We start from the raw sequence: 24,216 nt of genomic DNA on the forward strand, positions 1-24,216 counted from the left end.
TCCGCCACGGTAGTGCGGTCGTGGCCGACCTGGGGTGGCAGGTACTACGTCAGGCGGATTTCGGCTGCGGCTCGGCCGAAGAGCTTGCGGCCCTCGGAGACTCCGCTCAGCAGCACGGTTGCCGCGCGGCGATCGGGATCGATCGACTTGATCTTTCCGGAGAATTCGATGACGCCCGCCTCGGCCGGGGGAACCGGAACGAATCCCGAGAAGCGCACGCTCAGCTTCTCGATGGCGGTCGGGTCGCCCAGCCAGTCGGTCAGGTACTGCGCGGCCAGGCCCATGGTGAGCAGGCCGTGCGCGACCACGGTGGGGAGTCCGGCCAGTTCGGCGGCGCGGTCGCTGAAGTGGATCGGGTTGGGGTCGCCGGAGACGCCCGCGTAGTTGGCCAGGTCGCCGCGGGTCAGGCGGGCGGTGGCGGGGGGAAGTTCGGTTCCCTTTGTCAGAGAGTCGAATTCGGGGGTGGTGTTGACCGCGACGGTTTCGCGCGGGGGGAGCGCGGGGGCAATGCCGGTGTGGCGGATCAGGAGATCGCCCGCGCCGACACCGCCGATGGTGTCGGGGCGCGGGTGCATGCTGATGTTCTCGACGGCCTCGACGATATTAGGGTCGACCTCGATGCCGCGGCGGGCCACGATCGTGGTGGTGCCCTGCACGGCGACCTGGTCGTGCTGGTTGCGCAGCTTGAAGCCGACGTTGATGAAGTCGTTGTCGCCGAACTGGCGGATCGACTCGATCTCGATCTCGGTGCTGATCCGGTCGCCCGCCAGCATCGGGTGGAACAGCTCGAAGACCTGGTCGGTCTGCAGCACCTGCGACAGGTCGTACTCGGTGAGCACGCTGTCGAGCAGGGCGCGGGTGGCGGTCATGCCGATCACCGACGCGAAGGTCGGCGGGGCGATCACCCCGTCGTAGCCGAGCTTGCGCGCGTCGACTTCCTGCTGATGGGCGGGGTGCAGATTCTGCACCGCGCGAGCGAATTCCCGGATCTTCTCGCGGCCGACTTCGTAGTGATCGCGGAACGCGAAGCGCTGACCGACCAGCGTCGCATCCGGGACCACAGCATCGATGTCCGGCTGCTCCACTGTCTGTTCCCTGCTCATGATCCGGAAAACTTTACTTGTTCACCCATCTGGATCACCAGTTATGTGTGACCCGTCATAGCAGGCAGAAGTGCCCACTACGACGGGTCGACGCACGATCAGGGAGTGCCCGCGGGGTCGCACACCTTCCAGCTACCGTCGGTGCGCTGCAGGTCGAACGTGCGCGCGGTCCGCTTCGTCGGATCCGCCGTGGTGTACACCGTGGCCTGGGCCAGGGCGGTGTCACCGGTGATCCGGACCGCGTCCACGCTGTCCACGACCGGAATGGAACCGCGCTCGGTCGAGACCTCGTGCACGCCCTTGAACTGCTCGGGAGTGATGCCCTGATAGAACGTGTGCAGCTCGCCACATGTGCTCGCCCGCAGGTCCTCCAGGTCACCGCTGCGCAGCGCGTCGGTGTAGTCCCCGATCACCGCCTTCACCTGTCCTTCGGGCGAATCGTCCGCACCGCTCATGAGTGCCACTACCGTCGCGATCAAGGCGACGACCAGCACCGCGGCGCCACCGGCAGCCAGCAGCCACTTCTTCGACCGCTCGGCGCCGGGCGCACCGGCCTTCTCGCCCTGCTCGACCCCGACCCGCTGCGGCGGCGCCACCTGCCGCTGACCCTCGGCCAACTGCTGGGCCGGTCGAGTCGGCTGGATATCCGCGGGCGAAGGCGCCGATCCCCCTGTCCGCTGTGGCACACCCGGCCCGCGCGGCGGCGACGGCTGAGTCTCCTCGATTCCCTGCTGGTCGGAATCGGTCGGGGCGGCGCCACCAGGGGACTGGTTGCCCGCGGCCGCGAGTCCCGACAGACCGGCCGCAGCGGGCCCGAACTGCTTGGGACCGGCGGGTCCTTGCTCGCCGGGCGCCGCAGGGCCCTGCTGACCCGATCCTTGCTGACCGGCGGGCCCGTGCTGGCCTCTGCCCTGTTGGCCTGGACCGACAGGCCCGGGGCCGCCGGGCCGCGAGCCGGCAGGCCCTTGCTGAGCTGGGCCTTGCTGACCGCGTACGGGTCCCTGAGGTCCCTGTCCGTATTGGCCGGGACCCGCCGGTCCCTGCTGTCCCGGACCCGCGGGGTGCTGTCCGGGACCGGCAGGACCGCCGAGCCCGGACTGACCGGCCTGTCGGGGACCGGCGGGACCGCGCGGCGTATTCGGCGGCGGCGTCATCGCGGGCCGCCCACCGGCGGGTGGCACCACCCGGTCGGTCGCGCCCGGCCCGGCGGTCTTCGCCCGCTGCACCGGCATCGCGGTGGTCGGCGCATCCGCCGAACTCACCGTCCGCATCGCCACGGTCCGATCCTCGGATCCGGAGCCTGCGTCCTTGGGCCCACTGGTCTGGAACTTCTCGGTCGCGTCGACATCAACCGGCTTGTCGCCCCGCGAGTCACCCTGTCCCGCAGCACCGGACCCTGTGGCCGCGGACCCTGTGGCCGCGGACCCGGCGGCTGCGGACCCGGCGGCTGCGGACCCGGCGGCTGCGGACCCGGCGGCTGCGGACCCGGCGGCTGCGGACCCGGCGGCTGCGGACCCTGTGGCTGCGGACCCTGTGGCTGCGGCGTCGGAGGCTGCGGGCCCTGTTGCCGCGGGCTGTGCGGCTGCGGAGCCTGCTGCCTCGGCGTCCGACGCTTGCTCGGCAGGCGAGGGCGCGGTCTTTGCGGGCCTTGAAGCGGTGGACCCGGTGGGCGTGACCGACTTGGCCTCGGTGTTCGTCTTCGCAGCGGCAGTCGGGTCGTCCTGCTGCTCTGCGGTGGCGGACGCACTCGAATCAGCTTTGGTCGCGGCGTCTTCCGTGGAGCTGTCGCCGTCCCGCGCCTGCGTGCCGGAGCTGTCATCGGCGGTCGACGTCGAGCCCCGCGCATCCGACGCCTCGTCGGATCCGCCGCTCGCGGTCGCCGCTGCGGCACCTGCGGCGACAGCACCTGCCGCCGCTGCTCCGGCAACCGCGCCACGTGTGGTGGTGTCGTCCGGCGCGGAGTCGTCGCCGAACTCCGCATCCGACGCCGCTGCCAGATCGGCCCTGTTCATCGCGGCAGTCGGCACATCGGCCTGAGCTGACTTCGACTGGGCGCCACCCATTTTCACGGTGCGGTCATCCGCCGAACCCCCGCGCCCCGCCGTCGGATTCCGTCCGGGAATCGACATCGCGGTCGTCGGCGCGTCCGGTCCGGCGATGTCGGATCCCTGCTCGTCCCGAGCCGCTGGGCCCGAAACATTCGCGTGGTCGCCCCGGCTCTCGCCGGGCAATCCCTTCGACAATCCTGCCAGCGGCGAGCCACCGTCAGCCGAATCCTGTTCCGGCCCTTGCGCACCTGGTCGGCCATTCGAACCCGAGGGCACGTTCCCTTGCCGTCCGGCGGAAGGTGAGCCACCACCGGGAGCGCCGACTCGCGAATCGACACCCGGTCCGGCGGGCTGCGATCCACCGCTCACATTGCCCGGCCCGCTCACCTGCCGAGCACCGGGCGAACCGGCATTTCCACCCTCGACACGGGGTCCACCGGCCTGCTGCGAACCTGGGCCACCACCCGGTCCGTATCCCGCGTTCGGTCCACCACCTTGCTGAGAACTGGGCCCGCGCCCCGCTTGCGGCGAACCCAGGCCACCCGGCCCGCGGCCCGCGGGTCGTCCACCTGCTTGCTGGGAACCCGGGCCACTCGGCCCGCGACCTGCTTGCGGCGAGGCCGGGCCACTCGGCCCGCGGCCCGCCGGCGGTCCACCTGGCTGTTGCGAACCGGGACGACCGCTCGGCCCGAAACTCGCCTGGGGTCCACCGCTCGGTCCGTGTCCCACTTGTGGTCCACCGCCCTGCGGCGAACCCGGCCCGCCGGCCGGACCGGCGGCGCGTGGCCCGCCCTGACCCGCATGCGGTTGTGCACCAGGCGCATTGCCCGGACGACCTAAAGGTTGTTGAGCACCAGCACCATTGCCGGGCTGTCCCGCTGCTGGCCGCGCCCCGCCGGGCGTGAACCCTGGACGGCCCCAGGACTGCTGTGCACCCGGTCCCGAAGACTGTTGTCCGCCGGCCACGGTGCCTTGTCGCGCGGGGCCCTGTCCCGCGCCGGGCGCAGTGCCACCCGGTCGTCCACCGGCGGCGTTGCCCTGCGGTGCGCGCGGTCCATCTTGGGCAGACCCACCCTGCACCCGAGATCCGCCGGGACCACCCGGGCGCTGAGCACCACCGGGCTGATCGCCCGGTCCCGCGGTGGGCTGCGTCCCACCGGAACGTGTGTCCTGCACGCGCGCACCGTCATCGGGCCGACCCGGCAGATCTCCTCGCCGGATCACCACGGTCTCATCAGGACCCACCGGCGGGCTCGTCGCCCGGTCCGGCTCGGTGACCGACTCCGGTGCGCCGGGAGGGGACGCGGACGAATCGTCACGCTGGCCGGGCGCGCCGGGACCGGCAGACTCTGCTGCCGGGTTGTTCTCGTCGGTCGGGTCGGACACCTCTGTACCCCTCGCTCAGGCTCGAACGTTGCACTCTGCGCTCAGCCTAATAGGCACAGCGGCGAAGCGGTCCCAAGTCTCTCGCGCACGGCCGCGGCGAAAGGACAGGCAGGCCCGGAGCGAGGCTGAAGGCACGCTTGACGGGCGCTGCGTGGGGGAGACCGCCGACGGCTCAGCGGCGGGCCGGTCGGCGACTGCCACAGCCTCGGTGCACAATGAACCCATGACCTCCTTCGGTGACCTGCTCGGACCGCAGCCGGTCCTCCTTCCCGAACTGATCGACGCCGAAGACGCCATTGCCGCGGGCACCGACCCGGTCGATGTCGCCGCGCAGTTCCCGGCCGCATCGATCGCGTGGGCCCAGCTCGCGGAAGCCGCTCTGCAGCGCGCCGGCGGCGAGGTGAACCACGACACCGTCGCGGCATACGCCTTCGCCCGCACCGGCTACCACCGCGGCCTCGACCTGCTGCGGCGCAACGGCTGGAAGGGCTTCGGCCCCGTCCCGTGGAGTCACGAACCCAACCAGGGCTTCCTGCGCAGCGTCGGTGCGCTGGCGAGCGCCGCGAAGACGATCGGCGAGACCGAAGAGTACGCGCGCTGCCTGGACCTGCTCGAAGATTGCGACCCGCGCGCGGCGAACGAACTCGGCCTGGACTGAGCCAGCGGTCGGGTCCGAGTCGTAGGTGAGCGAACACAAGCCTTTCGTCGCCGTTGCCACTCCGGTTGTCGCTGCCGCCAAGGTCAGCACCGTCGGCCGGTACCGGGCGTCGATCGAGCGCCTGCGGCTCTCGGCGATCCCGATCATCCAGTGCGCGCTCGGCGCCGCGCTGGCGTGGTTCATCGCCCACAATCTCGTCGGCCACATCGAACCGTTCTTCGCCCCCACCGCCGCGGTGGTCTCCATCGGGATCTCGTTCGGTGCGCGAGTGCGCCGGTCGGTGGAACTGGTGGTGGGCGTCGCGGTCGGCATCGGCATCGGCGACCTGTTCATCGCCCAGGTCGGGACCGGCGTCTGGCAGGTGGCGCTGGTGGTCGGCGGCGCCATGTCGGTGTCGGTCTTTCTCGGCAGCGGCGCGCTCATGACCATCCAGGCGGCGGGTTCGGCCGTGCTGGTCTCGACCTTGAACCAGGCGCCCGGCGCGGGTCCGAACCGCATGATCGACGCCTTGATCGGCGGACTCGTCGGGGTGGTGATGGTCGCGCTGATCCCACTGCACCCGGTGCGCCGCGCCCGCGAACACGCTGCCGACGTGCTGTCGGTGATGAGTAAATCGATGATCACCTGCGCCGAGGGCCTGCTCGAACAGAACTCGACGAAGGTGTCCGACTCGCTGTCGGCGGTGCGCGACACCCAGCCCCAGATCGACGCCCTGCGCGACGCGCTCGCGGGCGGCCGGGAGATCAGCCGCATCTCACCGCTGTACTGGAATTCCCGAAAACGTCTGGAACGCATCCACAACGCGGCCGACCCGCTCGACAACGCGGTCCGCAATACCCGTGTGCTGCTTCGCCGTTCGCTCACCCTGGTCCGCGACGACGAGGTTCTCGATCCGCGCTTGATCGACCTGGTCGACCAGCTGGGCCATGCCACCGATGTGGTCCGCAAGATGATGCTGGCCGATCCGGGCGAGCAGCCCGATCAGGCCGAAGCCCTCACGTCGTTGCGCAGCGTCGCCAAGGCTGCCCGCCCCGAACTCGTTGTCGGGGCGGGATTGTCGGCGCATGTGGTGTTCGCGCAGCTGCGCTCGATCGTGGTGGATCTGATGGTGGTGTGCGGCATGCAGCGCATCTCGGCGATCGCCCTGCTTCCGCCCACCGTGCCCAATCCGTATGTGACGCCGGAGGAGTAGCTTCAGTCGCCGACGGGCGAAACACGCGGGCGCCCCGGTCGCAGCGAGAAACGCTTGCGATCGAAATCCCACGCCCGGTAGATCGGCCACTGCGAGGTGTGCATGATCCAGGCGCCGGTGATCACCGCGCGATGGAACGGCACGATGGCGTAGCCCTGATTGGCGATGGTCTGCAGGCCACGCAACTGGTACTTCCACCACACGTCCGGCGGGGTCTTGCGACGGCGCGCGGAGATCTCGGCCCGCAGCGTCGGCAGCTGGTCGATCCGCAGCTTCGCCTTCGACAGGCACAGCGCCAGGTCGAGGTCTTCGTGCAGGTCGCGACGGGTGGTGGTGGCGGAACGCACCTGGTCCCACGCCGAGCGCCGGATCGCCATATTGGCGCCGTGCACATTGCCGACGGGCTGGGTCTTGATCATCCCCAGCCGTTCCTGGCCGCCGATCGCGGCCGCGAGGAAGATGCCGATCGGGGAGTCGTGATAGGTGCTGATGCCGGTCACCGCCATGGTGTCCGAGTAGGAGTCGAGGTGGGCGCGCACGGTGGCGCCCCAGTCGGGGGAGACGAGGGTGTCGGCGTCGATGCGGCCGAGGTAGTCGCCGCGAGCCTTGTCGAAGCCGGTGTTGCGAGCGAACGCGACGCCGGGCTGCGGCTCGGAGATCAGCTCGATCTTGGGATGTCGGGCGGCGAGTTCGGCGACGATCTCGCGGGTGTTGTCGGTGCTGCCGTTGTCGACGACGACGATCTCATCGATCGTGTCCTGGCCGACGAGGCGCTCGAGGCATGCGGTGATGCCCGCTGCTTCGTCGAGCGCCGGAATGACGACGGACAGGACAGCGGACGATCCGGTGGAGCTCATACGCAATTTCCGTTCCAGGGTCGATTCTGACCCGAGGCTATCAACGCCAGAATCGGGTCAACTGGCCACCGTAGGCGGCCCACACCTCAGGTACCCCCGACAGTTCGAACAATGCGTAAACACCGTTGAAGAACACCTGGCTCAGCGGGGTGAAGAAGATGACAGCGAACAGGATCAACATGCCGTAGGGCTTGAACTGATCGAGCGAGCGCCGGGTCTGGTAACTCAGCGACGGCTCGATGATCCCGTAGCCGTCCAGCCCCGGCACCGGCAGAATGTTCAGCAGAAACGCTGTGATCTGCAGAAACGCCAGGAAGCTGAGCCCGCACCAGAACGCGGGATGCTCGGCGACCGAACCGAAAGCCCGGATCACGATCAGCAGCACCACCGCACACAGCGCGTTCGACGCGGGGCCGACCGCGCTCACCAGGCGCTGCACACTCGTCTTGAACCGCGTCGTGTCCACATACACCGCGCCGCCGGGCAACCCGATCCCACCGAGCGCGATGAACACCAGCGGCAGACCGATCGACAGCACGGGGTGGCTGTACTTCAGCGGATTCAGCGTGAGATACCCACGCACCTCCACCTCGTGATCGCCTGCCCGCCACGCCACGTACGCGTGGGAGAACTCGTGCAGGCACAAGCTGATGATCCAGCCGAACACCACGAGCACGAATACGCCGACCTTGGCGCGCACCGAATCGATGTCGGCGTCCCAGGCGAGTGCACCGCCGCCCACGGTGATCAGGACGATCAGCAGGAAAACCGGGCTCGGCCGGACCGCGCTGTGCCCGGACCGCCGATCCGAGGGGAAGGAGTAGGTCATCGCACCAAGAGCCAGGGTTGTTCGAATCGATAGAAGGTCGAGCGGGGGACGGTGCGTTCGGCGGTGATCCCGTCGCGGGTGACGACCGCCCCCGGCGTCCCGAGCTGGGCGGCGCGGCCGGACACCCAGGTGCGCTTGCGCAGGCCTTTGCGTACTCGCGCGCGGACACCGGGCATGGTCATCGTCGGCGAGATCAGCATCGTGGTGACCTTGCCGGTGAACAGCAGCGTGTCGTCGACATAGGCTTCGCCCTCGAGCTTCGCGCCGTCCACGCCGGTGATGCTCGCGCGGCCGACCAGCACGGTGCCGGTGTCGTCGCGGATCAGCGGGGTCTCGATCGCCCGGCCCTCCACCGCTCGCTTCGCGGCGCCGTTGCCGGTTCCGGTCTGATAGACCCGCGAGGCGTAGGTGGTGTCGACCGGGACGAAACCGACTTCGACGTGCAATCGCTCGGTGCGCATCAGATGGGTGAGCACGGCCGCGAGCGAGGCATCGGCGCCGAGCACGATCAGGCGCGGCAGGCTGTCGGCGGCCAGCACCGGAAGCAGCTCGTCGATCACCGCGACATCGGGGACCCGCCCGGTCTGGGTGTTGGGTAACGACGAGAGCGCGATCGGGACCGGCATTTCACCGCATCGGAGAACGTGGGTACTCAAACTGCGGTACACCCTCCTCGGTCACGCAAACTCACTGCCGACTGGTAACCGTAACCGATCAGGGCAGGTGCGGTAGGGCGGGGTCGAACCGCTCCGGCGGGGCAGGTCGACGGGACCTGATCAGGCGTCGGCTAGACTGTGTCTCCGGCCACCGCCTCAGTACGGCAGGTAGCTGCAGTGCCGCGTGTGCTGCCGTCGATCTGTAGGAGACTCCGAAATGCCGGCAATCGTCCTCATCGGTGCCCAATGGGGCGACGAGGGTAAGGGCAAAGCTACAGACCTGCTCGGTGAGCGGTTGCAGTGGGTGGTCCGATACCAGGGCGGCAACAATGCCGGCCACACGGTGGTTCTCCCCAATGGCGACAAGTTCGCGCTGCACCTGATTCCGTCCGGCATCCTCACCCCCGGTGTGAAGAACGTCATCGGTAACGGTGTCGTCGTCGACCCGGGCGTGCTGCTCGACGAACTGGCCGGTCTGGAAGAGCGCGGAGTCGACACCTCCGGCCTGCTGCTCTCCGCTGACGCGCACCTGATCATGCCGTATCACGTGGCCATCGATAAGGTCACCGAACGCTTCCTCGGCAACCGCAAGATCGGCACCACCGGTCGCGGTATCGGTCCCTGCTACCAGGACAAGGTCGCCCGCGTCGGCGTCCGGGTGGCAGACGTGCTCGACGAGAAGATCCTCACCCAGAAGGTCGAAGCCGCCCTGGAGTTCAAGAACCAGGTGCTGGTCAAGATCTACAACCGCCGCGCGCTCGACCCGCAGCAGGTGGTGGACGAGGTGCTCGAGCAGGCCGAATCGTTCAAGCACCGCATCTCCGACACCCGGCTCGAGCTGAACCTGGCGCTCGAGCGCGGCGACACCGTGCTGCTCGAAGGCTCGCAGGGCACGCTGCTCGACGTCGACCACGGCACCTACCCGTTCGTCACCTCGTCGAACCCGACCGCGGGTGGCGCGGCGGTGGGTTCGGGTATCGGACCGAACAAGATCGACACGGTGCTCGGCATTCTCAAGTGCTACACCACCCGCGTCGGCTCCGGCCCGTTCCCGACCGAGCTGTTCGACAACTTCGGTGAGTTCCTGGCCAAGAACGGCGGCGAGGTCGGTGTCACCACAGGTCGTGCGCGGCGTTGTGGCTGGTTCGACGCGGTGATCAGCCGGTACGCCACGCGCGTCAACGGGGTCACCGATTACTTCCTCACCAAGCTGGACGTGCTGTCCGGGCTGGATACGGTGCCGATCTGCGTGGCGTACGAGATCGACGGCAAGCGGGTCGAGCAGATGCCGACCACGCAGACCGAGTTCCACCACGCCAAGCCGATCTACGAGGAGCTGCCGGGTTGGTGGGAGGACATCTCCCAGGCCCGCACCTTCGAGGAGCTGCCCGCCAACGCCCAGGCGTACGTGCTGCGGCTGGAAGAGCTGTCGGGTGCGCGGATCTCGTGCATCGGTGTGGGTCCGGGTCGCGACCAGACGATCGTCCGGCACGACGTGCTCGCGTGATGTGAGACTGGGAAACCAGTCGGAGGTCCGGTGCCGGTTACGGCACCGGACCTTCCTTTTGGGCGGGGTTCCGGATATCCGCCCTGTTCAGGGCGACGTGCGCGAATTATGTGGACTCGCTATCGATTTGTGGCATCCAGCTGGCTAACGCTATCGTCGCGGGGCGGCACGCGGGGACGTGCCGTTCTCCTCGAGTGTCAGTGGGTGTCGGCGTGATCCGTCGGTCTGTGAATGTGAACTCTTCGACGGTGCGGCGGGTCGCTCGGCCGGTGATCGGGGTGGTGCCCATGGCGTTGGCGGTCGCCTGTGCGGGTGTCGCGATCGCGGTGCCGCAGCCGGGTGTGAATGTTCCGGTGCAGCCGGGTGTCACCACCGAGTCGCCCGCCGACGAAGGCGGTCGCTCGGATCTGGCGAAGTTCGACGGTCCGGATTCGCTTGGGCATCTCACGCCCGAGCGTCCGGAGTCGCGCCCGGTGCCGGAGTACACCACCCCGGCCCCGCCGATCGTCATCGAGGAACTCCACCTTCCGGAGCCGGTCGAGCCGGTGGCGCCGATCGCCCCGCCCGAGCGGACACTGCGCATCGGTGACTTCACCAGCCCGGTCCCGGACGAGGTTCCGAACGACGTCCTCGATGGTGTGAACGGCACCGCGGCCGACGCCGAAGCCGCGATCGCCACCCAGGGCCGTTCGGTCGGCATCAACCCGAGCCGGTCCGACAAGATCGCCGCGGCGACCGTCGGCGGCGCGCTGGCCGGTGCCGCGATCGCGGGTGTTCCGGCCGCTGCCGTCGGCGCGGTCGGCGGCGGCCTCATCGGCGCCGGCATCGGTGCCGGTGTCGGCTTCGCGGTGGGCGCCGCGGGCACCGCGGGTGCGGCCGCGATTCTCGGTGCCGCGGCGGCGGTCCCGACGGCGGGCGCGAGCGCCCTGGCGGCGATCCCCGCAGGCTTCGCCCTGGCGTGGCCGATCGCAGCCGCCAGCACCGGTGCGGGCGCCGCCATCGGCGCCGCGGCGGGTGCGGCTACCGGTGCCGCCGTGCTCGGCGTTCCCGCGGCCGCGGCGGGTGCCGTCGCGGGCGGCGTGCTCGGCAGCGGTTACGGCGCGACCCTCTGACCCGTCCCCCGACGGCACGGCCACAGTCCCGCGATCCGGTGGGAATCGGCTCGGGCGACCTCGTCGTCCGACTGCCCGCCGGGGTAGCGTCGAGAAGGGTTTCGGGATGGAGGTGGACGATGGCTCTGCGACGTGGGTCAGCCGCGGCGGCTCTGCTCGCGCTGGCGGTCCTGCCGGGGTGCGCCGCCCAGGACGCGCCGGCTCCCTCGCCCAGCGTCTCCCCGGTGAGTTCGGCGCCGCCGCCCGCCCAGACTCTCGCCCCCTCGCAGCAGCGCAACGAACGCATTCGCGGGATGCTCTATACCGTCGGTTGCACGAGTAACAGCTGCGTCCAGGTCTACTTCGCGTGTCTGGACGGCTACCTCACCGGTGAGCCGTGCCAGTTCTTCCGCGATCACCCGCCGCCGCCCTGATTACTTTGTGCGGGTGAGGAATTCGCCGACAGCGGGGGCGAGGATCGAGATCTTGGGGTTGTGACCCACGCCGGAAAGTTCGGCGAATTCCGCGTTCGGGAGCACCTCGGCGGCGGCCTTCGAACCCTTGATGAGCAGCGCCGCGGTCCGGTCGCCCGCGAGCACGAGCACCGGCACCTCGACACCCTGCCAGTCGGCGCGGTCCAGCTTCTTACCCTGCATGTACGGCTTCATCACGGCCCAGTCGTGCGCGGTCGAGTTCGACGTCGCCGTCAGCGTCTTCCAGAAGGGCGTCACTCGCATCACCGCCACCATGAGCGACGGCACCCCCATCGCCTTGGTCATGTAGTACCGCACGGTTTTACCGCGATCGCCGGCCGCGATCATCGGGTGCAGCTTGGCTTCCAGATTCTTCGGCGGCACATGGCCTTTCGTGTCGACCACGAACGGCGGCTCGAACGCCACCACCTCGGTGACGCCGGGCACGGACCGCGCTGCCAGCAGCGCCAGCGCGGCACCGGAGGACCAGCCGAACAGCGCCGCTTTCCCACCCGCGGCCTCGACCAGCGCCGCGATATCGGCGATCTCGTTGGCGGCGTCGTACACGCCGGGGGAGTCGGTGCTGTCACCGCGCCCGCGCCGGTCGTAGTTGAGCACCGTGAGCCCGTAGTCGTCGGCCAGCGCCTGCGCGAGTTCGACCATCGTGGGGAACGCGCGGTAGCTGAACGCGCCACCGATCAGGATGACGGTTCCGGCGGTCCCCTCACCGATCCGGTCGTAGGCGATCGTGGTGCCGTCGGCCGACGTCACAGTCTGCATGGGGAATTCCTCTCGATAACGGGCCGCCGCGCTCGACGGTACGCGATCACCTCGACCGCAGGTCCGCGCGGGTTTCACGGATCCGGCAGCCGGCACGAGCCGGGCGAGTCCGATCTTGTTCGTTGAGACGGGACGCGTCGCGGGAATTCATCGGTGCTCCGCCGAACGAGTTGGGCGATCAGAACAACATCGGTTCGCCGAAGCCCGGCGTCCGTTCGATCTCCAGCAGCCGCGCCTTGGTGCCGATCCCGCCCGGCGCCGAGAATCCGTGCAGCGCGTGATCGGCCGCGAGCACCCGATGGCAGGGAATGATGAGCGGCACCGGGTTGCGCCCCAGCGCTTGTCCGACGGCCTGCGCAGAGCCGGGAGCTCCGATCCGACTGGCGATATCGCCGTAGCTGAGCGTGTGACCCGGGTCGATCTCGCGGGTCACCGCGTACACCGCGCGATGGAATTCCGGCGCACCCCGCAGGTCCACCTCGATCCAGCGCAGTGCGTCGACCGCCCCGTCGAGGTGGGCGCGAATTCCCGCGATCGCCTCGACGATCACGGGCCCCGGTGCGCTCTCCGGCACCGGTGCCCCGGCGAACGGCCGGGTGATCCGGGCGAGGGTTTCCTCCTCGCTCGCCTCGGGCAGCTGGAACCGGACAACGGCGTCACCGTGCCAGGCGATCGCGCACAGCCCGATAGCGGTGTCGAACAGTGCCGAGACCACCGTCTCGGTCTGCGTCGAGTCACTCATGATCACAGTGTGCGCCGACCCACCGACAAAGACGTACTCACGCGGCGAGCGACCCTCGCTGCGGGTCTGTCGACTGGACTTCAAGGCCAGTTTGGGGCGACTGGACTGCATCGTCGCCTACCTCGTGTGAGCGCATCGCATCGAGATCTCGGTAGAGGCGCTGCTCGTCATAGGTGCCGAAGGCCCGGTCATGCGGCAGATATTGGAAGGGCCAGAAGGGTAGTTCGCCTTTCTTGGGTGAAAAGTGGTAGACCGCCAACCCGAAGGCAACGGCAACGGTGAGGGCTAGGAAAGTGGTCATGCCAGTAAGAATCCACCCACTGGCCTTGCTTAGAAATATCCACTTAGGGAATACTGGACTTTATGGCGACAAGAGTGATCGGCGCAGCAGGCTTGGCTCGCGACCTCGGCCGGTGGCGTGACCCCGAAACCGACGGCGATGCCGAACGCCGCCCGCACCGGCCCGCCTACCTGGCCCTGGCCGAAGCCATTCGCCTGCTGATCCACGACGGCCGCGCCCCACTCGGCGTGGCCCTGCCCAGCGAGCGCGATCTGGCGGGAACTCTCGGCGTCAGCCGCACCACCATCACCTCCACTTATTCGCTGCTGCGCGAACACGGCTACCTGATCAGCCGCCAGGGTTCTCGCAGCACTGTCGCGCTCCCGCCCGCGATCCAGCACGACGGCGCCAAGCCCAGCCGCGGCATCATGGCCCTGATGGCGCAGCCGGAGCTGCCGACCATCGACATGACCTATGCCGCGATGCCCGCGTCCCCCGAACTCCACGACGCGTATTCGACCGCGCTGCAAGGAATCCCGTCCTACCTCGGCACCCACGGTATGGACCCGGTCGGCATCCTCGCGCTGCGCGAAGCACTGGCCCGCCGCTACACCGCGCGCGGTCTGCCGACGGAACCGGACCAGATCCTGGTGACCCTCGGTGCGCAACACGGACTTCGGCTGCTCCTCAACGTGCTCGCCTCACCCGGCGCCCGGGTCCTGATCGAGCACCCGTCCTACCCGAACGCCATCGAAGCCATCCGCGATGTCGGCGCCCGTCCCATCCCGATCCCACTACGCCCCGAATTCCCTGACGCCGGTTGGGATCTCGAAGGTCTGCGCAGTACAGCGCGGCAGACCGCGGCCACCCTGGCCTACCTGGTTCCCGACTTCAACAACCCCACCGGACTGCTGCTCGGCGCCGAGGGCCGCGCCGAACTGGCCGCCATCGCCCGCGACACCAGGATGACCGTCGTCGTCGACGAGTCGATGGGCGAACTGAACCTGTCGGACGGGACCATGCCCCCGCCGGTCGCCGCGTTCGCGAAGGGCTCGGAGATCGTCACCATCGGTTCGGCGTCGAAGTCGTTCTGGGGTGGCCTGCGGGTCGGCTGGATCCGAACCAATCAGCCGCTGATCACCAAATTGCTCGGCATCCGCTCCACGGTCGACCTCGGCACCCCGGTGATGGATCAGCTGGCCACCGTCCACCTGCTCGAGAACGCCGAACCCATCCTCGAGCGCCGTCGCGAACAGCTGCGCGCCCAGCGCACCGCCCTGCTCGACGCCGTCGCCGAAGACCTCCCCGGCTGGCACATCACGGTCGGCGCGGGCGGGATGTCGGTGTGGGCCCAGCTGCCCAGCCCGGTCTCCACCGCGCTGGCCGCCACCGCGCCCAATCACGGCGTATTGCTGGCCGCCGGACCACGTTTCGGCGTCCAGGGCGCGTTCGAACGTTTCGTCCGGCTGCCGTACACCCACCCCGAAGCCGAGCTACGCATCGCCGTCAAATCCATCGCCGCGGCCTACGACGCCCTCACGCCCCGCGCCGCCGACCCACTGCAACCGCTCACCTGCTACTGAACGCGCACGGGTTGTGCCCGGTGGAAGCCGGTTCGGGGCGCACGGTTTCGTACCCCGCCCCGAACATGAACAGCACCGAGGCCACCAGTCCCACCGCGGTCAGCGGCACCGCGACAGCGCCACGTTCGGACGGATAGCGGAACAGCAGCACCAGCAAACACAGCAGTGAGACGGCGGCGGCCAGCAGCATCCCGGTCGCCAGCCCGTTCAGCACGCTCACCATCACCGGCACCGGTGCCGCGCTGTGGCAATGGTTTTCGGCGATCTGCGCGGTACGGGTGTCGAACAATCCCTCGGCCAGGATGAAGCACAGCACTGCCGCGCCGAAGGTGGTGACCGCGATGAGGGCGGCGAGCACCTTCGGTGGGGTTCTGACGGTTCGGAACCTCGGCCTGTCGTCGATAGTGGAAAACTTTACCGACGACAGGCCGGCAAATCAGTCAGCCCAGACCGTTTCGATCGGTGTCGCGACGTTCGGCGGGGGAGTGGGCGTGCCGCCCGGTGTGCGCGAGAAGCGCGGCGCGGGCGCGTGCTGGACCACACCGTCGATGTCGATCAGGCCGGTACGGGCCACGATGTGCGGGTTCTCGGTGGCCTCGGTGAAGGTCAGCACCGGGGTGGTGCAGGCATCGGTGCCGTCGAAGATCGCGGCCCACTCGTCGCGGGTCTTCGTCAGGAACTTGTCGGTGAACAGCTTGCGCAGCTGTTCCTGGCCGTTCGGGTCGATCTGCATCGGCAGACCTTCCGGGTCGATCTCCAGCCCGGCCAGCAGTTCGGCGTAGAACTGCGGCTCGATCGCGCCGACGGCCATGTACTTGCCGTCGGAGGTCTCATAGGTGTCGTAGAAGGCCATGCCGGTATCGAGCAGGTTGGTGCCGCGCTCGTCGGACCACAGGCCGACCCCGCGCATGCCCCAGATCATGTGCGAAAGGGCAAGCGCGCCATCGATCATCGCGGCGTCGATCACCTGGCCCTTGCCGGAATTCTGCCGCTCCACCAGCGCGGCGAGCACACCGAACACCAGGAACATCGAGCCGCCACCGAAGTCGCCGACCATGTTCAGCGGCGGCACCGGCCGCTCGCCCTTGCGCCCGATGGCATTGAGCACACCGGTCAGCGAGATGTAGTTGATGTCGTGTCCCGCGCGATCGGCGAGGGGGCCGTGCTGGCCCCAGCCGGTCATCCGGCCGTACACCAGGCGCGGGTTGCGGGCCAGCGCCTCGTCGGGTCCGAGGCCCATGCGCTCGGTGACGCCGGGACGGAAGCCCTCGAGCAGCACGTCGGCCTTCTCGACCAGGTCGAGGATCTTGGCGACGTCGGCGGGGTCCTTCAGATTCGCCTCGACGATCGTTCGCCCACGCCACTGGGGGCGTTCCATGAAGCCGGGCAGCTGGTTCGGGCGCTGCACGCGCACCACGTCGGCGCCGAGGTCGGCCAGTAGTAGCGCGGCGTGCGGGCCCGGCCCGATGCCTGCCAACTCGATGACCTTGATGCCCGCAAGGGGCCCCTGCTTGGCGGTGGACTCCGTGCTCACGCGGTGACCTCAGTTCGTTGTCGAACGGTATTGACACATTGACAATAGCGCTGGGGTGGCGGCTCGGGTAGAGCATGGGCGAGAATTCGCACGAGCGCGACTCGGCGCGGCAACGGGAGGACCCGGTAGTGGGCGTGTGGGGTGAGGTCGTTGTCGGCCTTGTCATTCTGGTCGGCATCGTCGGCGTGATCGTACCGATTCTGCCGGGGGTGATCCTCATTTTCGCGGCGATCGCGGTGTGGGCGTTCATGACCGGCGGTGCGACGGCCTGGACGGTGCTGGCGATCGCCACCGTCGCGCTGGCGCTCTCCGGCGTCGTGAAGTACACCTGGCCGGGCAAGCGGATGCGTGAAGCCGGGGTGTCGAACCGCGCGCTGCTGGCCGGTGCGGTGCTCGGCATCGCCGGCTTCTTCGTGATCCCGATCGTCGGCCTGTTCATCGGCTTCGTGCTCGGTGTGTACCTGGCCGAGCTGTACCGCCTGAAGACCAACGACCTGGCCTGGCCCGCGACGGTGCACGCGCTCAAGGGCGTCGGCCTGTCGATGCTGGTCGAGTTGTTCGGCGCGCTGATCGCGTCCGGTGTGTGGCTCACCGGCGCGATCATCAGCTGACTACTCGATGATCGGCAGCGGGCGGGTGCGGTCGTCCGCGCCGGGGAGCTGATTGCGCGGGATCGGGATAGTCGGATTCTCGATGCGGGGTAGCGGCTCGGATTCCGGGCGACGCACCGCGGGCAGCCGGTAGAACTCCCGGGCATTGTCCTCGAGCACCGCGTGGATATCGGAGCCGACCACCTGCGAGATCAGGTCCACATCGCGCTCCTCGAACGGCCTACCGGCGCGCGTGCCGGGCAGATCGCTGCCGAACATCAGCGCACCCGGGTTGACGGTGTGGATGCGTCGCAGCGTCTCGGCCACATCCATCTCGACCCGGCCGAACCCGGTCGCCTTCACTCTGGCGCCGCGGTCCACCAGGTCGAGCAGGTACGGCAGACCCTCGTCGGACATGCCGAGATGGTCGATCGAGAGCGCGGGCAGCTTCGAGATCACCGGTTGCAGAGAGGCCAGCATCTGACCGTCGATGTAGAGCTCCACGTGCCAGCCCGCCAGTTCGTGGGCGCGCAACGCCTGCAATGTCATCTCGGTGATGTCGGCGGCGGCGCGCTTGAGGTTGAACCGCAGGGCGCGTACGCCTGCCCGGTTCAGCTCGAGGATCTCGTCGTCGGTGGCGTCGAGATCCAGCCGGGTCACGCCGACCCAGTCGGGACCGAGCGCGGCCAGTGCTGCCTTCAGGTACGTCTGATCGGCGCCTTGGAAAGACGCGCTGACGACAGCACCGCCGCGAACATCGAAGTGCGCCATACGCTTTCGATAGTCATCGATCACGTAGGGCTCGGGGAGATAGCCTTCGTTCTCGATCAGCGGAAACCGCGGATCGATGATGTGGACGTGGGCATCGAACACCAGTACAGAATGCCTTATCTCTGCGGCGTGAGCGCACTCAACGTCGCGCCCCCACTAGGACGGGACCACTGAAACCCCGAGTTCTGCCATGACAGCACACCCAACCCCGCACATCGGCGGGCCATTCAGGGCCGCGAACACGCGCGCGCCAGCGCGCCAAAAACTCAGGCCTTGTTCGGCTCGGAGGCGCGCAGCATGTCCTCGCGCTCCACGACCTTCACGCGCTCGCGGCCTTCGGGCTCGCCGAGGGCGCGCTCGTGGGCGTCGAGGCGGTACCAGCCCGCCCAGGTGGTGAACGGGATGCCCTTGCCCTCGAGGAACTCGGTGACGGCGTCGAGCTCGGGCTTCGGCGCGGGGGCGAAGGCCTTGGCGTCGTCGAGCAGGCAGGCGATGGTCTCGTTGGCGTCGCCCTTGGTGTGGCCGATGAGGCCGACCGGGCCGCGCTTGATCCAGCCGGTCACGTAGGTGGCGGGCATGAATCGGGCGTCACCTTCGGCGGTGTCGTCGGCGATCACGCGGCCGGCCTCGTTGGGCACCGTGCCCGCCTGATCGTCGAACGGCAGCTGGGTGACGTTCTGCGAGAGGTAGCCCACGGCGCGGTACACGGCCTGGATGTCCCAGTCGGTGAAGTTGCCGGTGCCCTTGACGTTGCCGGTGCCGTCGAGCTGGGTGCGTTCGGTCTTCAGGCCGACGACCTTGCCGTCGGCACCGAGGATCTCCGAGGGCGATTCGAAGAAGTGCAGGAACAGCTTGTGCGGGCGGTCGCCGTGGTCGCGGATGGCCCACTGCTCGAGGGTGTTGGCGACCATGTCGACCTGCTTGGAGTTACGGCGTGCGGCTTCGGAGCCTTCGTCGTAGTCGATGTCCTCGGGGTTGACGATGACCTCGATCGTCGGCGAGTGGTCGAGTTCGCGCAGCTCGAGGGGCGTGAACTTGGCCTGCGCGGGGCCACGACGACCGAACACATGGACCTCGAGGGCCTTGTTGGCCTTGAGGCCTTCGTAGACGTTCGGCGGGATCTCGGTCGGCAGCAGTTCGTCGCCGGTCTTGGCGAGTACGCGGGCGACGTCGAGGGCGACGTTGCCGACGCCGAGGACGGCGACCTTCTCGGCCTCGAGGGGCCAGGAGCGGGGGACGTCGGGGTGGCCGTCGTACCAGGACACGAAGTCGGCGGCGCCGTAGGAGCCGTCGAGGTCGATGCCGGGGATGGCCAGGGCGCGGTCGGCGTTGGCGCCGGTGGAGAAGATGACCGCGTCGTAGAACTGGCGCAGGTCGTCGAGGGTGATGTCGGTGCCGTAGTCGATGTTGCCCAGCAGGCGGACCTGGTCTTTGTCGAGGACCTTGTGCAGGGCGGTGATGATGCCCTTGATGCGGGGGTGGTCGGGGGCGACGCCGTAGCGGATCAGGCCGAAGGGCGCGGGCATGCGCTCGTAGAGGTCGATGCTCACGTCGGCATCGGACTTCATCAACGCGTCGGCGGCGTAGATACCGGCCGGTCCCGCACCCACGATCGCAATGCGAAGTGGGCGAGTCGCTGCACTCTGTTCGGTCATTTCTACGCGCACCCTTTGGTCGAGAACTGATTTGACGGCGTCAACTTAGCTTAGGCTAAGTCGGACATCCGCTTACTGGCAGCTGCCATCGACGTCGGCAGCCGACCGCAATCAAGGCGATTCTAGCTGCGGCGTTGCAGCCACCCGGCGCGCGGTGTAGCTGCCCGCGCGGGTCTGTCAGGATTACAGCATGAACGAGGAGCAAACAGGCTCGGATGACCAGCCCGTAGTGGTGGATCAGACCGACAAGCGTTCCATCGTCCCGTTCGTCGCGGCCGCGGTGATCGCGATCATCGTGCTCATCGCCATCGTGGCGGGTGGACTGCTCTCACCCGCTGAGAAAAATGTCACAGAGGCCGACCGTCTCGCGGCCGCCGTCACCAACTATATCGACGCGCGCTCGCGCAGCGACCTCCGTCCGCCGACGGGCGTGGCCTGCCCCGGCTTCAGCGAAGAGACCTCCGGCCTCGGCGAACAGCTCGGTGGCCCGAAATCCACTGTCACGATCGACGGCAAGGGTTTCGAGAACGCCACCGTCAACGGTGACCGCGCCAAAATCGACGCGGCGCTCGTGGTCAACGGCAACCCGGCGGCGAGCAACTGGAAACTGACCCGCGTGGACAGCGCGTGGCTGGTGTGCTCGTTCTGAATCGTTTGACACGATGACCGGTGCCGAGGCAATCTCAGATCGCAAGGTCATGAGTGCCAGCGTCAAGCCCCGGCTCGCTGGTCGGCAACCCTCCTCCGCGGTGGGGTGCTCCGGGTGACGACCTGGCCGTGTGTTCGGGGATTTCCGGCACGGCAAGAGCGGATTCACGCAGGAGGATCGACATGACTTACGCCGGCGACATCACCCCTGAGAAGGCGTGGGAGCTGCTCACCGAGCACCCCGGCGCCGTGCTGGTCGACGTGCGCACCGAAGGTGAGTGGGCACACATCGGCATTCCCGACACCAGTTCCATCGAGCGCCCGGCCCACTTCATCGAATGGGTCGACGGCACCGGCACCCGCAATCCCGAGTTCGGCGCGCAGCTCGAGAAGGCACTCGCCGGTCGCCCCGACGACGCACCCGTGGTGTTCCTGTGTCGCTCCGGCCAGCGTTCCGCGCATGCGGCGAACCTGGCGACGGCGGCGGGCGTGGCGCCGTCCTACAACGTGCTCGACGGTTTCGAAGGTGGTCCCGACGCGTTCGGTCAGCGCGGCAGCACCGGTTGGCGCGCTGTCGGCCTGCCGTGGCGTCAGGCATAAGGAGAAAAGCATGATCACCGGTGGTTCGTTCGACAAGCCACTGCCCGAAGGCGTCGGTCCCGGCACGCTCGGCGTGCGTGGCGGCCTGCGCCGTTCCGGCTTCGACGAGACCTCCGAGGCGCTGTATCTGACCTCGGGTTTCGTCTATGAGAGCGCCGAGGCCGCCGAGGCCGCGTTCACCGGCGACGTCGAGCATTTCGTCTACTCCCGCTTCGGCAACCCGACCGTGGCCATGTTCGAGGAGCGCATCCGCCTGCTCGACGGCGCCGAGGCGGCCTTCGCGACCGCGTCCGGCATGTCGGCGGTGTTCACCGCGCTCGGTGCCCTGCTGAAGGCGGGCGACCGTCTCGTCGCCGCCCGCAGCCTGTTCGGATCCTGTTTCGTGGTCTGTAACGAGATCCTGCCGCGCTGGGGCATCGAAACCGTCTTCGTCGACGGCGACGACCTCGACCAGTGGGAGCAGGCCCTGTCCGTCCCCACCCAGGCCGTGTTCTTCGAGACCCCCGCCAACCCGATGCAGACCCTCGTCGATGTCCGCAAGGTCACCGAGCTCGCCCACGCCGCGGGCGCGAAGGTGGTGCTGGACAACGTCTTCGCCACCCCCCTGCTCCAGCGCGGCTTCGAACTCGGCGCCGACGTGGTGGTCTACTCCGGCACCAAACACATCGACGGCCAGGGTCGCGTCCTCGGCGGCGCCATCCTCGGCGCCCAGGACTACATCGACGGCCCCGTCAAAACCCTGATGCGCCACACCGGCCCGGCCCTGAGCCCCTTCAACGCCTGGACCTTGCTCAAGGGCCTGGAAACCATGCCGTTGCGCGTGCGCCACTCCACCGAGTCGGCCCTGCAGGTGGCGAAGTTCCTGGAGACCAAGAATTCGGTCGACTGGGTGAAATACCCCTTCCTGGAATCACATCCGCAACACGCACTGGCGAAGGAGCAGATGACCGGCGGCGGCACCGTGGTCACCTTCGCCCTCACCGGCGACGACGGCAAGAAGCGAGCCTTCGAGGTTTTGAACCGCCTGCGCATCATCGACATCTCCAACAACCTGGGCGACGCCAAAACCATGATCACCCACCCCGCCACCACCACCCACCGAGCCATGGGCCCCGAGGGCCGCGCCTCAATCGGCTTGTCCGACGGGGTAGTCCGCATCTCGGTCGGCCTGGAAGACCTCCAAGATCTCCTCGGCGACCTGGACCACGCCCTGAGTTAGCCCCCGAGAAGTGCCAGGCGCCAGGAGACGAATGGGCAGGGTCAGATCTGGCACCCCTGTCACGAGTTGAGCGAAAGCTCCAAATCGCCTCGGCGTAAGCGCAGCTCACGCCGAGTCCTGTTCAACGGTGAACCGGTGAACGGGAGCTGGTCGAAATCGACCGTCGCGGCGGCGCGGAGCGCGAGTTGCTGCGCTGACTTCGCGGCCTTGGCAGGCAGTCCGACTTGTCCGGCGAACTCGGCCCAGTGCTTCGCTCGAAGGCCCCTGGTTCGTCCGGCGATCGGCAACGCCATCGAATCGTCGTCGTAGACGAGAGTGCACGGAATGTCGTACAGCGGCGCGATACTCCAGCGTCCCATGGTGTCTCGAAGTACCCCGACGTTCTTGCCGTGCAGGTCACCGTTGCCGGTCAACCACGCGAACAGGAACTGCAGGTAGAGATTTCGTGCTGCGATCAGAGGGGCGCGGACCATTCCAGCGAGCGCTTCGACGACCTGCACCGCGTCGACGTTGTATTTCGACGACGGCGGCAACCCGAGGACCTGGGTGGCATCCTCGAACGCGAGACGACGCCATTCATCCCCTTCGTGCACACGATCGAACCGTCGGACCAGCAAGCCCGGCTGCCCATATCGGTCGTGCACCAGGTCCGACCCGACAACATCAAGCTTCAGTCCCCGCGCCGCGGCCAGGTGCGCGGATTCGTTCTCGATCAGATACGGGTATCCCGACTGTGACAGCTTCAGGATGAATCGACCGAAGCCCGCGGCAATCGGTGTGCTGATCATCGACGCGCTCGCCTTGTTCTGGATCCCAGGGATCGCCTGTCGATCGACATCGTCTACGAGGCGGTCGAATTCGAGCTCGTCGGCTGACATGCAGTCGACCAGCGCGGGAACGTCGACAGGTTGTGCGCCGGCGGGAAACACTTGAACGTCACCCGGTACATCGGCACCGACCGCGAGTAGCAGGCTGAGTTCGTCGTCGATGCTGGTCTTTACGGCACGACGAAGCACCGTCAAGCGGTGCCCTTCCGGCAGCAGGCCCGCGAAAAAGGCTGGTACAGATCCCGATCCGCTGGTGACCGGCTCGGTGCCGAGCGGCAGAGTAGAAGCGACCGGATCACCGGAATACCCTGGTGCGTACTGAAATTCGGTGCCGCCTTGCCGTGTCCGGTTGATCGAGGCAGCGAGGGTACCGGCTTTATAGACATCTGCGCTCCTGACGGTGCGCAATGCTTCGAAGTCTGTCATGGCGTGACCGCCAGGGACAGCCCCAGCGCGCCGGCCACCGCGGCGACCGTCCCGATGCTGGGTGAACCTCGCCCCTGCTCGATATCGCGGACCGTTCGGGTCGAGGTGCCCGCAATCTCGGCAAGCTGCTCCTGCGTCAAGTGGTGGAGGCGCCGCTCCGCCCGAATCGCCGCGCCCACCGCATGCAACATATTCGCAGCCAGCCTTTGGTCGGCAGAATTCCGCCGAATTTTCCATCGGCTAAGTGAGGGTACCTCAAATAGTAGAGTACCGGCAATATTCTGCCGACTTGGTGTGTGGTGTTCACCCCGCCGCCCCGGCAGGGCTGAACCGGCAGGATGCTGCCGAATTTTGGCTAGTCGAACACCCGCCCCCGCCCTGAGCTAGCTCCGGGTATCTGTCCTCGCGGCGTCCAGAATCGCGATCGCCTCGTCGATCGGATCGATGACGAAAAGCTCGGTTCCGGCGTCGGTGTCGACGCGCAGACGAGTGCGCAGGCCGCCGCTGAACAGACCGCCATCCGGGCTCTGCTGCCCGACGGCGCGCAGTTGGGTCAGGCGCGCTTCCCAGCGCTTGCCGCCGGTGATCGCGTCGAGGTGATTGGGCACGAAGAGCAGTCGGGTTTCGGTCAGGTGGAGGCGTCCGCCGACGGCCCTGCTGCCTTGCGTTCGATTGGCGAGTTTCTGCCAGACGACGTTCTCGGTGGCGTTCAGCGCGGGGCTACCGATCCACAATCCCATGGTTCGTTTCCTTGTGTCGAT

General features: G+C 68.1%; 26 protein-coding genes and 1 riboswitch. Of the genes, 10 read left to right on the plus strand and 16 right to left on the minus strand.

Annotated elements, in window-relative coordinates; genetic code table 11:
- Positions 1-44: 44 nt before the first annotated feature.
- From ACWF99_RS21365 to ACWF99_RS21375, 3 genes are all read right to left on the minus strand, one after another.
- The gene (locus tag ACWF99_RS21365; RefSeq protein ID WP_378633588.1) at positions 45-1,103 is read right to left on the minus strand and encodes a fused (3R)-hydroxyacyl-ACP dehydratase subunits HadA/HadB; all 1,059 of its coding nucleotides are present in this window, start codon (positions 1,101-1,103) and stop codon (positions 45-47) included.
- A 98-nt stretch (positions 1,104-1,201) separates the two neighbouring features.
- Entirely contained in the window at positions 1,202-3,115 is a 1,914-nt protein-coding gene (locus ACWF99_RS21370; RefSeq protein ID WP_452537205.1) for an Rv0361 family membrane protein, read from the minus strand.
- A gap of 419 nt (positions 3,116-3,534) precedes the next feature.
- Positions 3,535-3,861 carry a hypothetical protein gene (locus tag ACWF99_RS21375; protein ID WP_452537206.1) on the minus strand — a complete coding sequence of 109 codons (327 nt, stop codon included), beginning with the start codon at positions 3,859-3,861 and terminating at the stop codon, positions 3,535-3,537.
- Positions 3,862-4,760: 899 nt separating this feature from the next.
- On the opposite strand from ACWF99_RS21375, the gene ACWF99_RS21380 reads away from it, so the two are divergent.
- Entirely contained in the window at positions 4,761-5,195 is a 435-nt protein-coding gene (locus ACWF99_RS21380) for a DUF3151 domain-containing protein (protein WP_378633595.1), read from the plus strand.
- Between the two features lie 25 nt (positions 5,196-5,220).
- Positions 5,221-6,387 carry an FUSC family protein gene (locus tag ACWF99_RS21385; RefSeq protein WP_378633598.1) on the plus strand — a complete coding sequence of 389 codons (1,167 nt, stop codon included), beginning with the start codon at positions 5,221-5,223 and terminating at the stop codon, positions 6,385-6,387.
- A gap of 2 nt (positions 6,388-6,389) precedes the next feature.
- On the opposite strand, the gene ACWF99_RS21390 is transcribed toward ACWF99_RS21385, so the two are convergent.
- From ACWF99_RS21390 to ACWF99_RS21400, 3 genes are read right to left on the minus strand one after another with little or no spacing between them, the layout of a single operon-like run.
- Positions 6,390-7,244, minus strand: a complete 855-nt coding sequence (locus ACWF99_RS21390; protein WP_378633601.1) for a glycosyltransferase family 2 protein — start codon at positions 7,242-7,244, stop codon at positions 6,390-6,392.
- A 40-nt stretch (positions 7,245-7,284) separates the two neighbouring features.
- Positions 7,285-8,073: a site-2 protease family protein gene (locus ACWF99_RS21395; protein ID WP_378655872.1), complete on the minus strand. Its 789-nt coding sequence runs from the start codon at positions 8,071-8,073 to the stop codon at positions 7,285-7,287.
- The gene (locus ACWF99_RS21400) at positions 8,070-8,699 is read right to left on the minus strand and encodes a hypothetical protein (protein ID WP_378633606.1); all 630 of its coding nucleotides are present in this window, start codon (positions 8,697-8,699) and stop codon (positions 8,070-8,072) included. Before ACWF99_RS21400 ends, ACWF99_RS21395 begins: the two co-directional genes overlap by 4 nt.
- Positions 8,700-8,946: 247 nt before the next feature.
- On the opposite strand from ACWF99_RS21400, the gene ACWF99_RS21405 reads away from it, so the two are divergent.
- From ACWF99_RS21405 to ACWF99_RS21415, 3 genes are all read left to right on the plus strand, one after another.
- On the plus strand, positions 8,947-10,236 hold the full coding sequence (locus ACWF99_RS21405; protein WP_452537207.1) for an adenylosuccinate synthase: 1,290 nt from the start codon (positions 8,947-8,949) through the stop codon (positions 10,234-10,236).
- Between the two features lie 233 nt (positions 10,237-10,469).
- Entirely contained in the window at positions 10,470-11,348 is an 879-nt protein-coding gene (locus ACWF99_RS21410) for a hypothetical protein (protein ID WP_452537208.1), read from the plus strand.
- A gap of 119 nt (positions 11,349-11,467) precedes the next feature.
- Positions 11,468-11,761, plus strand: a complete 294-nt coding sequence (locus ACWF99_RS21415; protein ID WP_378633615.1) for a hypothetical protein — start codon at positions 11,468-11,470, stop codon at positions 11,759-11,761.
- Here the strand turns inward: ACWF99_RS21415 and ACWF99_RS21420 are convergent, their stop codons facing one another.
- From ACWF99_RS21420 to ACWF99_RS21430, 3 genes are all read right to left on the minus strand, one after another.
- Positions 11,762-12,580 carry an alpha/beta fold hydrolase gene (locus ACWF99_RS21420; protein ID WP_452537209.1) on the minus strand — a complete coding sequence of 273 codons (819 nt, stop codon included), beginning with the start codon at positions 12,578-12,580 and terminating at the stop codon, positions 11,762-11,764. It abuts the gene before it with no gap.
- Positions 12,581-12,758: 178 nt separating this feature from the next.
- Positions 12,759-13,322, minus strand: coding sequence for a methylated-DNA--[protein]-cysteine S-methyltransferase (locus ACWF99_RS21425; protein ID WP_452537210.1), 564 nt, complete (start codon positions 13,320-13,322; stop codon positions 12,759-12,761).
- A 37-nt stretch (positions 13,323-13,359) separates the two neighbouring features.
- Complete coding sequence (locus ACWF99_RS21430) at positions 13,360-13,623, minus strand: hypothetical protein (RefSeq protein WP_452537211.1); 264 nt, start codon at positions 13,621-13,623, stop codon at positions 13,360-13,362.
- 62 nt (positions 13,624-13,685) lie between these two features.
- Here ACWF99_RS21430 and yczR point away from each other — a divergent pair, with 62 nt between their 5' ends.
- Entirely contained in the window at positions 13,686-15,185 is a 1,500-nt protein-coding gene (gene yczR, locus ACWF99_RS21435) for a MocR-like transcription factor YczR (protein WP_378633625.1), read from the plus strand.
- Here yczR and ACWF99_RS21440 read toward each other — a convergent pair.
- Both ACWF99_RS21440 and ACWF99_RS21445 read right to left on the minus strand, forming a co-directional pair.
- Positions 15,172-15,543, minus strand: coding sequence for a hypothetical protein (locus ACWF99_RS21440; RefSeq protein ID WP_378655860.1), 372 nt, complete (start codon positions 15,541-15,543; stop codon positions 15,172-15,174). The genes yczR and ACWF99_RS21440 overlap by 14 nt on opposite strands.
- 78 nt (positions 15,544-15,621) lie before the next feature.
- Complete coding sequence (locus tag ACWF99_RS21445; RefSeq protein WP_378633631.1) at positions 15,622-16,719, minus strand: CaiB/BaiF CoA transferase family protein; 1,098 nt, start codon at positions 16,717-16,719, stop codon at positions 15,622-15,624.
- Between the two features lie 128 nt (positions 16,720-16,847).
- Between ACWF99_RS21445 and ACWF99_RS21450 the strand changes: the two genes are divergently transcribed.
- Positions 16,848-17,330, plus strand: a complete 483-nt coding sequence (locus tag ACWF99_RS21450; protein ID WP_378634468.1) for a DUF456 domain-containing protein — start codon at positions 16,848-16,850, stop codon at positions 17,328-17,330.
- On the opposite strand, the gene ACWF99_RS21455 is transcribed toward ACWF99_RS21450, so the two are convergent.
- Positions 17,331-18,182 carry an amidohydrolase family protein gene (locus ACWF99_RS21455; protein ID WP_378655858.1) on the minus strand — a complete coding sequence of 284 codons (852 nt, stop codon included), beginning with the start codon at positions 18,180-18,182 and terminating at the stop codon, positions 17,331-17,333.
- 164 nt (positions 18,183-18,346) lie between these two features.
- The gene (locus tag ACWF99_RS21460) at positions 18,347-19,735 is read right to left on the minus strand and encodes an FAD-dependent oxidoreductase (RefSeq protein WP_378633637.1); all 1,389 of its coding nucleotides are present in this window, start codon (positions 19,733-19,735) and stop codon (positions 18,347-18,349) included.
- A gap of 190 nt (positions 19,736-19,925) precedes the next feature.
- On the opposite strand from ACWF99_RS21460, the gene ACWF99_RS21465 reads away from it, so the two are divergent.
- The 3 genes from ACWF99_RS21465 (at position 19,926) to ACWF99_RS21475 (ending at position 22,202) form a co-directional block, all read left to right on the plus strand.
- The gene (locus ACWF99_RS21465) at positions 19,926-20,384 is read left to right on the plus strand and encodes an Rv0361 family membrane protein (RefSeq protein ID WP_452537212.1); all 459 of its coding nucleotides are present in this window, start codon (positions 19,926-19,928) and stop codon (positions 20,382-20,384) included.
- 45 nt (positions 20,385-20,429) lie between these two features.
- A riboswitch (SAM riboswitch) is annotated at positions 20,430-20,549 on the plus strand.
- Positions 20,550-20,566: 17 nt separating this feature from the next.
- The gene (locus tag ACWF99_RS21470; RefSeq protein ID WP_452537213.1) at positions 20,567-20,983 is read left to right on the plus strand and encodes a rhodanese-like domain-containing protein; all 417 of its coding nucleotides are present in this window, start codon (positions 20,567-20,569) and stop codon (positions 20,981-20,983) included.
- 10 nt (positions 20,984-20,993) lie between these two features.
- Entirely contained in the window at positions 20,994-22,202 is a 1,209-nt protein-coding gene (locus tag ACWF99_RS21475) for an O-succinylhomoserine sulfhydrylase (RefSeq protein ID WP_378655847.1), read from the plus strand.
- Between the two features lie 59 nt (positions 22,203-22,261).
- Here ACWF99_RS21475 and ACWF99_RS21480 read toward each other — a convergent pair whose 3' ends face one another.
- The 3 genes from ACWF99_RS21480 to ACWF99_RS21490 all read right to left on the minus strand — a co-directional run bounded on the left by ACWF99_RS21480 (position 22,262) and on the right by ACWF99_RS21490 (position 24,195).
- Positions 22,262-23,455: a type II toxin-antitoxin system HipA family toxin gene (locus tag ACWF99_RS21480; protein WP_378655845.1), complete on the minus strand. Its 1,194-nt coding sequence runs from the start codon at positions 23,453-23,455 to the stop codon at positions 22,262-22,264.
- Positions 23,452-23,646 (minus strand): helix-turn-helix transcriptional regulator, encoded by a 195-nt coding sequence (locus ACWF99_RS21485; RefSeq protein ID WP_378655843.1) that lies wholly within the window; start codon positions 23,644-23,646, stop codon positions 23,452-23,454. The genes ACWF99_RS21480 and ACWF99_RS21485 overlap by 4 nt, the downstream gene beginning before the upstream one ends.
- A 192-nt stretch (positions 23,647-23,838) precedes the next feature.
- Entirely contained in the window at positions 23,839-24,195 is a 357-nt protein-coding gene (locus ACWF99_RS21490; protein ID WP_378655840.1) for a hypothetical protein, read from the minus strand.
- Positions 24,196-24,216: the final 21 nt, after the last annotated feature.

This window comes from Nocardia sp. NPDC055002, from assembly GCF_053608825.1.

Coding starts and splice junctions, on each gene's coding strand:
- ACWF99_RS21365 (WP_378633588.1), bottom strand. CDS start 1,103: ATGAGCAGGGAACAGACAGTGGAGCAGCCGGACATCGATGCTGTGGTC.
- ACWF99_RS21370 (WP_452537205.1), bottom strand. CDS start 3,115: ATGAACAGGGCCGATCTGGCAGCGGCGTCGGATGCGGAGTTCGGCGAC.
- ACWF99_RS21380 (WP_378633595.1), top strand. CDS start 4,761: ATGACCTCCTTCGGTGACCTGCTCGGACCGCAGCCGGTCCTCCTTCCC.
- ACWF99_RS21390 (WP_378633601.1), bottom strand. CDS start 7,244: ATGAGCTCCACCGGATCGTCCGCTGTCCTGTCCGTCGTCATTCCGGCG.
- ACWF99_RS21395 (WP_378655872.1), bottom strand. CDS start 8,073: ATGACCTACTCCTTCCCCTCGGATCGGCGGTCCGGGCACAGCGCGGTC.
- ACWF99_RS21400 (WP_378633606.1), bottom strand. CDS start 8,699: ATGCCGGTCCCGATCGCGCTCTCGTCGTTACCCAACACCCAGACCGGG.
- ACWF99_RS21405 (WP_452537207.1), top strand. CDS start 8,947: ATGCCGGCAATCGTCCTCATCGGTGCCCAATGGGGCGACGAGGGTAAG.
- ACWF99_RS21415 (WP_378633615.1), top strand. CDS start 11,468: ATGGCTCTGCGACGTGGGTCAGCCGCGGCGGCTCTGCTCGCGCTGGCG.
- ACWF99_RS21420 (WP_452537209.1), bottom strand. CDS start 12,580: ATGCAGACTGTGACGTCGGCCGACGGCACCACGATCGCCTACGACCGG.
- ACWF99_RS21425 (WP_452537210.1), bottom strand. CDS start 13,322: ATGAGTGACTCGACGCAGACCGAGACGGTGGTCTCGGCACTGTTCGAC.
- ACWF99_RS21430 (WP_452537211.1), bottom strand. CDS start 13,623: ATGACCACTTTCCTAGCCCTCACCGTTGCCGTTGCCTTCGGGTTGGCG.
- yczR (WP_378633625.1), top strand. CDS start 13,686: ATGGCGACAAGAGTGATCGGCGCAGCAGGCTTGGCTCGCGACCTCGGC.
- ACWF99_RS21460 (WP_378633637.1), bottom strand. CDS start 19,735: ATGACCGAACAGAGTGCAGCGACTCGCCCACTTCGCATTGCGATCGTG.
- ACWF99_RS21465 (WP_452537212.1), top strand. CDS start 19,926: ATGAACGAGGAGCAAACAGGCTCGGATGACCAGCCCGTAGTGGTGGAT.
- ACWF99_RS21470 (WP_452537213.1), top strand. CDS start 20,567: ATGACTTACGCCGGCGACATCACCCCTGAGAAGGCGTGGGAGCTGCTC.
- ACWF99_RS21475 (WP_378655847.1), top strand. CDS start 20,994: ATGATCACCGGTGGTTCGTTCGACAAGCCACTGCCCGAAGGCGTCGGT.
- ACWF99_RS21480 (WP_378655845.1), bottom strand. CDS start 23,455: ATGACAGACTTCGAAGCATTGCGCACCGTCAGGAGCGCAGATGTCTAT.
- ACWF99_RS21485 (WP_378655843.1), bottom strand. CDS start 23,646: ATGTTGCATGCGGTGGGCGCGGCGATTCGGGCGGAGCGGCGCCTCCAC.
- ACWF99_RS21490 (WP_378655840.1), bottom strand. CDS start 24,195: ATGGGATTGTGGATCGGTAGCCCCGCGCTGAACGCCACCGAGAACGTC.